A 6,904-nucleotide genomic window follows, 5' to 3' on the forward strand; every position below is an offset into this window, starting at 1 on the left:
AGCTCCTCGTTCAGCGACTGCAGCTCCTCCTGCGAGGTGATCAGTTCCTCGTTGGTGCTCTGATATTCCTGGTTGCGCGACAGCGTGTCGGCGTGGATCGCCTGCTGTTCGGGATCATTGTCGCCGGGGTGGCGATCGGCGTTGGCCAGTTCGGCGCGGATGCTGGCCAGTTCGGCTTCCAGCGCCTGCAACCGGGTGGAAGGCAGGCTGGGCACCGGCCATGGCGGGGTTTGCTGATTGGCCAGAACCGGCAACGCGCCGCTTTCGGCAGGCAGCGCCGGCAGCGGCCGATGGCTGGCGTTGCGGCGATAGATGTGGGCCTGCCGCGAGATCAGGGTGAAAGCCGGCGCCGGGGCATCGCCGGGCTCCGCCACGGTTTCAGCCTTGCCCAGCAGCAGCAGGCCGCCGGGCCGCAGCGCAAAATGAAACAGGCTGATGGCGCGGGCCTGCGCGCCGGGCTGCAGATAGATCAGCAGGTTGCGGCAGGAAATCATGTCGATGCGGCTGAACGGCGGATCGGTGAGCAGATCGTGGACGGCAAACACCACGCTGGATTGCAGCGCCGGGCCGACCCGCCAGCCATGATCATCCGCCATGAAGAAGCGCTGCAGCCGTTCGGCGGTCACATCCTTGTCGATGCTGGCCGGATAGACGCCGTGGCGCGCAGTGGCGACCGCATCGGGATCGAGATCGGTGGCAAACAGCTGCAATTTCAATGTGGGGCGGCTGCGGGCGATTTCTTCCAGGATCAGCATGGCCAGCGACCAGGCTTCCTCGCCCGTGCTGCAGCCGGCACACCACAGCCGGATCGGCCGGGTTTCATCATGGCGGCGCACCAGATCGGGCAGGATGGCGCTGCTCAGCGTGCTGAACACTTCGGGATCGCGGAAGAAGCCGGTGACGTTGATCAGCAGATCATTGGCCAGCGCCTGCACTTCGGCTTCGTCATGGGCGAGGCGTTCGACATAGGCGGTCAACGCGTCGGTGCCGCTGCCCGTGCTGCGGCCAACCATGCGGGCGCGGCGTTCGATGCGGCGCTGCATGGTGCCGCGCTTGTAGCCGTGGAAATCATGACCGCTCTGTTTCAGCCGTGCCAGCACCGGGGCGATCCAGTCATCGCCGGTCATCGCCGGCAGGGGCACACGGTTGCGGCGATCAATGATGGCGGCGCCCATGGCGGCCACCGGCAGCACGGCATCCACACAGCCGGTGGCGATGGCGGCGGCCGGCATGCTGTTGAAATCGGCTTCGGCCGGATCCTGGGCAATGACATAGCCGCCAGCCGCGTGAACGGCGCGCACGCCGACGCTGCCATCGGCACCATTGCCTGACAAGACGATGGCGACAACGCGCAGTTCGTCCTGAATGGCCAGCGATTGCAGCAGGAAATCCACCGGCAGGCGTGGGCCCTGGTTCTGGGTGGACGGAGTGAGTTGCAGCACGCCTTCGACCACCGCGATGCGCGCGCCCGACGGGATCACGTGCAGGCGATCGGCGAGCAGCGCCATGCCGTCGCTGGCTTCCACCACTGGAAACGGCGTCTTGTCGGCAAGCAGCTCGGCAAGCAGCGACGGGTGATCCGGATCCAGGTGCTGGACGAGGATATAGGCGATGCCGCTCAACGCCGGCAGTCCGGCGATGAGGCCGCGCACCGCATCGAGCGCGCCTGCAGAACCGCCAATGGCCACCACCATCTGGCGGTGACTGGCTTGTGGTGACGGTCCGCTGCCCTTGTCGGGCATGGATCGAGGCCGAATCTTCGTCAGATGATCATGCCTCTCATGTGCCTGAGGGCCGGCACCAGCACAGCATAGCCCATCGCTGATGCCACGTCGAACCCGCAGATTCCCCTATTCTCACAGTCTATCGCAGTCGTTGGCGGCCGGGCACACTGGCCCGGCTTGCCATGTCAGGATTTTGCGAGGTCTTTCAGCGTGTCGCTGGCCGTGCCGGCAGCGCTCTGCAGCTTGCCTTCGACCTTTTCGACTTTGCCGGATACTTCCATGCTCTTGTCGCCCACCATGTGGCCAACAGCTTCCTTGGTGGCGCCAACGGCCTGTTTGGCGGCGCCGGAAATGCGGTTCTTGTTGATGCTCATGAGCGTGTGTCCGGTTGATGCGTTCGGGGCGGAACGGAGCGGTTGCCTTGGGTACTGCCCCGGCGCCGGTGTCCAGGGGGGCGACCGGGGGGTCTGGCCGGAGCAGTAACAATCTCTTACCGGATCGCCTTAAAAGGCGGCAGTATCGGTTAATACTCACGCGCACGCCGGTTTCGTGGCCCGCGCCAGACATCCACGGGGATTCCCGAGGGTAGATTCCGGCGCTCGTCAGTCATGCTGGCTGGCGCGATGTTTGCATGGCCTGGCGGGCAAGGCCGAAGCACAGCGGCCACCGCCTTGGCTGCCATTTCCACTGCGGAACTGGCGAGGGCAAAAGGAGAATGGCGATGAAGATCGCGCTGGGTGCCGTCGCGGCATCAATCCTGATCAGCGGCTGCATGGCGGATATGTCGGATCGCCGGCCGCAGCGCCAATGGCGCAATTACGATTACAACCGGCCCGATCCGCAATATGGCAACTATGATCCCGGCCGCTATTATTACGAAGCGCCGCGCCAGCGTGACCGCCGGTTGAGCAACCGCGACCGCGTCTATCGCGGCCAGGACGGTCGCTACTATTGCCGCCGTTCCGACGGCAGCACCGGCTTGATCGTGGGTGCCGTGGCCGGCGGTGTGCTGGGCAACATCATCGCGCCGGGCGGATCCGAAATGCTGGGCACCATATTGGGGGCCGTCGCCGGCGGTGCTGCCGGCAATGCGATCGACCGCAACAATATCCGCTGCCGCTGACGGCGCGGCACCTGGGCGCGCGGGGTTGGCCAGCCCTGCCCCGCCGGCCCAAGGCCGCTGCCGCACCCGCAAGGACATTCATGATGACACGACATTTCATGCTGGCCGTTGGGACGGTGGCATTGTTCGCGCCGCTGTTGGCGGCACCGGCCTCTGGCCAGAATGATCGCCGCACCCCACCGGCAGTGGCCGGTCGTGACCTGATGATGCGCGCCGGCCCGCAAGCCAGCTACCCGCAAGTGCGCCGCATCCAGCAGGGCCAGCAGGTGCAGATCTATGGCTGCCTGAATGATCGCAGCTGGTGCGATGTCGGTTACGGCAATGATCGCGGCTGGGTGAACGGGCCGGATCTTTATGCCGATTATGGCGGCCGACGCGACAGCATCGTCAATCTCGGCGGCAGCCTCCAGATCGGCAATCTCACCTTCAGCATCGGCAATTACTGGGACAATCATTATCGCCAGCAGCCCTTCTATGGCGAGCGCAGGCGTTGGGAACAGCGCTATCTCGACGACTATCAGCCAAGCTGGGGCCAGCGACCGAACCAAGCCTATTGGGGTGATGGCACCACCAACGGCGTCATGCTCCGCCGGGCCTATCTGCGGGCGGGGCCGGATGCGGTCTATCCGCGGGTCGGCATCATCCGCGCCCGCACCCGGGTGACCATTCATGGCTGCCTGCGGGACTGGAGCTGGTGCGACATCAGCAATCGCCGCAATCGGGGCTGGGTTTTCGGCCAGCATGTCGGCAGCAACTACCGCGGCCAGCAGCGCAGCGTGGCCAGCATCGCCCCCTATATCGGCATCACCGTCCTCAACTTCAGCTTCGGCCGCTATTGGGACGACAATTACCGATCGCAGCCCTTCTATCGCGAACGTGACAGTTGGGAACGCCAGTATGTCCAGAGATACCGGCCAAGCTGGGGCGCCGGGCCGGAACGCCGTTACGAAAACCGGCAATGGGTGCCGCAACGGCAGCCGCCGCGCCAGCAGCAACAGCTGCAGCGTCAACAGGTCCAAGTCGAGCAGCAGTCCCGCGCCCTGGCGCAAGGTCGGGCCGAGGCCCGGGCCGAACAGCAGGCGCAGAGCCAGGCCAGGGCGCGGACGCAGCGGAACCCGCCGCCCGGTTCAGCCCGCAAGCAGCCGGATGCGCGAGACCCGTCGGATGACCGGGATCGCAAGCCAAATTCGAACGGCACCTGAACCAACTCCAAGGAGAAATGACATGCTTTACGGCCTCATATTGATCCTGGTGGTGCTGTGGGCTCTCGGCCTCGCCACCTCCTACACGCTGGGCGGACTCATCCACATCCTGCTGGTGGTCGCGCTGGTCATCTTCGTGATGAACCTGATCAGCGGCCGCCGCGCCTGATTATCCGGCCAGTGCCCAACCGAAAGGACGCACCATGATGACCCGCACCTGCCAGGCAAAAGTCCAATTCCTGCATCCCTTCCGTTTACCGGGGCTGGACGAGCCGCAGCCCGCCGGCACTTATCGGCTGATCACCGATGAGGAGGAGCTGTGCGGCCTCAGCTTCACCACCTACCGCACCGTACTGGCGCAGTTGCAGGTGCCGGCACTGGGCCGGCCCGCGCTGTCCACCCGAATGGTGCCAATCGACCTTGATGAGCTTGATGCCTGTATCTGCGCCGATCGCCAGGCTGTTGCCGGCGACCTGCTGCGCCTGGCCGCCCCCGTCGCCTGAAAGCGACACACCTGCGCCTGGCGATGGAACCTTTCCTGTAGCCCCGCGTTTAATCTCTACCGACTGTCCCACAGGAGTATTTCCCATGCCATTGAAAACCACCCCGCTGCTGCTGCTGGCTGTCGCCAGCCTGACTCTGGCCGCCTGCGAGAAGAAGACCACTGATGCCCAGGCCGATGCCGTGCGCAACACGAGCGACGCCGCTGCCGCCGATATCGACAACAAGGCCGACACGGTTGAGAACAGGGGCGAAGCCAATGCCGACGCCATGCGTGAAGGCGCCGATGCCGTGCGTGACCGCGGCGAGAACAAGGCTGATGCCATCGAAGAGGGCACAGTAGGCGCCACCACCAAGACCGATCAGCTGACCACCACCACGCAGCCTACGGATCCGAAGTAACACCCAGTTCCTGGACGGGAGGAAGGGGCATCGGATCGCGTTGATCCGGTGCCCCTTTCCGTTCTCTGCTCAGCGCGACGCTGTCAGTCGCTGTGCCTGCTGCATGATCTGATCAAGCGGCCCCAGCGCGCTGGCCGGGCCATCGGTGCGCGATTGCGCCAGTTGGCCGCCATCAAGCAACTGGCGCAGGGCGGAACGCGCGCGGGCAACGCGGCTCTTCACCGTGCCCACCGCACAGTTGCTGATCGCCGCCACTTCCTCGCAGCTCATGCCGCTGGCGCCCATCAGGATCAGCGCCTCGCGCTGCGGTGCCGGCAACTGCATCAGGGCGCGCTGCATGTCGGCCAGCGCAACATGGCCTTCCTGGGCGGGCGGCACCGCCAGCAACAGATCGGCAGCGAATTCATCCCATTCGCCCTTGAAGCGGGCACGGCGGACAATCGAGAAATAGGCATTGCGCAGGATGACGTGTGTCCACGCCCGCATGCTGGATCCGGCAATGAAGCGATCGCGCGCCAGCCAAGCCTTCAGCATGGTTTCCTGCACCAGATCATCAGCCAGATCGGCATTGCCCGACAGCGACCGGCCATAGGCGCGCAGATGCGGGATGGCGGCGGCGAGATCGGCCTTGAAGCGAACCGCGCGCACGGCGTCGTCATCGCCCAGCTGATCGAGCAGCGCCTGCAGGCGTGGTGGCAGCGGCGCTGTGGCCATTTCGGCAAAGGCGAGGCGCAGCGCCGCGCCCAGATCGCGCAGCGCCGGCGTTTCGCTGGCCGGCAGGGGGCGGTGGCCCGGCATGGTCATGATCGGTCTCGTGTGCGTCTCATCCGAGCCCATACGCGCCGGCGGGCTGCGGGTTCCGCCTGTCACGCCTGCGGCCCGGCGGTCGATCCGAAGAACAAGGCCTGGGCGATCGCGGCCTGCACGCTGGCCACGGCAAAGGGCTTGGTGATCAGGAAGGTCGGTTCCGGTCGCTGCCCGGTGAGCAGCAGTTCCGGAAAGCCGGTGATGAAGATCGCCGGCAGCGCCTGCCGGGCGAGGATATGCTGCACGGCATCGATGCCGCTGCTGCCGTCGCGCAACTGAATATCGGCCAGCACCAGGCCAGGCGCTTCGGCGGCAAACAGCGCCAGTGCTTCAGCTCTGGTGGCGGCGATGCCGGTGATGCTGTGGCCGAGATCGGTGACAATGGCTTCGATGTCCATGGCGATGATCGGTTCATCCTCGATGATCAGCACGCGGGCCCGGGTCTGGCCGGCGATGTCGGCCAGGGCGGCGCTGGTGAGGGCATGCACCTGGCGCAGCGGGCAATCGATCAGATAGGCGATGTCGGCCGGCGCGAAACCTTCCATCGCGCCAAGCAGCAGTGCCTGGCGCGACAGCGGCGCCAACCCGGCCAGGCGCGCAGTGGCCATCGCGGCGGCATCGCTGGTGGCCGCGGGCGCGGCCGCAGGCGCAAAATTGGCGGCCTGCAATTGCTGGAAGGCGCGGAACAGGCCGAGGCGCGGCGACACGCCGGCCGGCAGCGCGGCGCGATCCGCCACCAGCGCCGCCAGCGTGGCCGCCACTGCCCGGTCGCCGGCCAGCTGCGAGCCGCTCAGCGCGCGGGCATAGCGGCGCAAACCGGGCAAGTGGGGGGCAAGGCTGGCCGACAGGGAGGGCGCGGATGGGGTCACGATGATGTGCTTTCGGGGCCAGGGCATTGGCAGGCGGCTGGGCCGACGTTCACGCCCGCTGCGCGCCGGAAATTGTCTGGGCCATGCGGCGGCGGGCCTTGCTGGCCTACGGCCGGCTGCCCGCAATCGTGATGGTAAAAAAACACTGGCCGCAGGCGATCTCTGCCGCGCCGATTGAGTCATTTACCTTAACATCATTTCGCGTCCGCGTCACCTTGGTGCATGATGGGTGATGATCAACGCCGCCGGCCATTATCCTTCGCCATCCTCCGCCAT

9 protein-coding genes are annotated in these 6,904 nt (G+C 66.0%); 5 read left to right on the forward strand and 4 right to left on the reverse strand.

All coding sequences use genetic code 11. The annotated features are described in order from the left end of the window. Both RT662_RS04440 and RT662_RS04445 read right to left on the reverse strand, forming a co-directional pair. Window positions 1-1,742, reverse strand: a 1,742-nt coding sequence (locus RT662_RS04440) for a CheR family methyltransferase (RefSeq protein WP_313669486.1), incomplete at its 3' end; no start/stop codon positions are given. A gap of 167 nt (window positions 1,743-1,909) precedes the next feature. Next, the gene (locus tag RT662_RS04445; RefSeq protein WP_313669488.1) at window positions 1,910-2,098 is read right to left on the reverse strand and encodes a CsbD family protein; all 189 of its coding nucleotides are present in this window, start codon (window positions 2,096-2,098) and stop codon (window positions 1,910-1,912) included. Between the two features lie 347 nt (window positions 2,099-2,445). Between RT662_RS04445 and RT662_RS04450 the strand changes: the two genes are divergently transcribed. The 5 genes from RT662_RS04450 (at window position 2,446) to RT662_RS04470 (ending at window position 4,952) form a co-directional block, all read left to right on the forward strand. Beyond that, window positions 2,446-2,847, forward strand: a complete 402-nt coding sequence (locus tag RT662_RS04450; RefSeq protein WP_313669489.1) for a glycine zipper 2TM domain-containing protein — start codon at window positions 2,446-2,448, stop codon at window positions 2,845-2,847. An 83-nt stretch (window positions 2,848-2,930) separates the two neighbouring features. Continuing rightward, window positions 2,931-4,049: an SH3 domain-containing protein gene (locus tag RT662_RS04455; RefSeq protein WP_313669491.1), complete on the forward strand. Its 1,119-nt coding sequence runs from the start codon at window positions 2,931-2,933 to the stop codon at window positions 4,047-4,049. A gap of 22 nt (window positions 4,050-4,071) precedes the next feature. Continuing rightward, window positions 4,072-4,218, forward strand: coding sequence for a lmo0937 family membrane protein (locus tag RT662_RS04460; RefSeq protein ID WP_313669493.1), 147 nt, complete (start codon window positions 4,072-4,074; stop codon window positions 4,216-4,218). Between the two features lie 34 nt (window positions 4,219-4,252). After that, a complete protein-coding gene (locus RT662_RS04465; RefSeq protein ID WP_313669495.1) occupies window positions 4,253-4,552 on the forward strand; it encodes a hypothetical protein in 300 nt (99 codons plus the stop codon). Between the two features lie 85 nt (window positions 4,553-4,637). Beyond that, window positions 4,638-4,952 carry a hypothetical protein gene (locus RT662_RS04470; protein ID WP_313669496.1) on the forward strand — a complete coding sequence of 105 codons (315 nt, stop codon included), beginning with the start codon at window positions 4,638-4,640 and terminating at the stop codon, window positions 4,950-4,952. A 69-nt stretch (window positions 4,953-5,021) separates the two neighbouring features. Here RT662_RS04470 and RT662_RS04475 read toward each other — a convergent pair whose 3' ends face one another. Together RT662_RS04475 and RT662_RS04480 are read right to left on the reverse strand one after the other, a co-directional pair. Next, a complete protein-coding gene (locus RT662_RS04475) occupies window positions 5,022-5,666 on the reverse strand; it encodes a sigma-70 family RNA polymerase sigma factor (RefSeq protein WP_409530137.1) in 645 nt (214 codons plus the stop codon). A 152-nt stretch (window positions 5,667-5,818) separates the two neighbouring features. Further along, window positions 5,819-6,628, reverse strand: a complete 810-nt coding sequence (locus RT662_RS04480) for a response regulator (protein ID WP_313669498.1) — start codon at window positions 6,626-6,628, stop codon at window positions 5,819-5,821. Between the last annotated feature and the right edge of the window lie 276 nt (window positions 6,629-6,904).

The organism is Sandarakinorhabdus sp. (assembly GCF_032115815.1).
Taxonomy (GTDB): Bacteria; Pseudomonadota; Alphaproteobacteria; order Sphingomonadales; family Sphingomonadaceae; genus Sandarakinorhabdus.

Bases quoted from the DNA above. Each gene is read 5' to 3' on its own strand.
- RT662_RS04445 (WP_313669488.1), bottom strand. From the start codon at position 2,098: ATGAGCATCAACAAGAACCGCATTTCCGGCGCCGCCAAACAGGCCGTT.
- RT662_RS04450 (WP_313669489.1), top strand. From the start codon at position 2,446: ATGAAGATCGCGCTGGGTGCCGTCGCGGCATCAATCCTGATCAGCGGC.
- RT662_RS04455 (WP_313669491.1), top strand. From the start codon at position 2,931: ATGACACGACATTTCATGCTGGCCGTTGGGACGGTGGCATTGTTCGCG.
- RT662_RS04460 (WP_313669493.1), top strand. From the start codon at position 4,072: ATGCTTTACGGCCTCATATTGATCCTGGTGGTGCTGTGGGCTCTCGGC.
- RT662_RS04465 (WP_313669495.1), top strand. From the start codon at position 4,253: ATGATGACCCGCACCTGCCAGGCAAAAGTCCAATTCCTGCATCCCTTC.
- RT662_RS04470 (WP_313669496.1), top strand. From the start codon at position 4,638: ATGCCATTGAAAACCACCCCGCTGCTGCTGCTGGCTGTCGCCAGCCTG.
- RT662_RS04475 (WP_409530137.1), bottom strand. From the start codon at position 5,666: ATGGCCACAGCGCCGCTGCCACCACGCCTGCAGGCGCTGCTCGATCAG.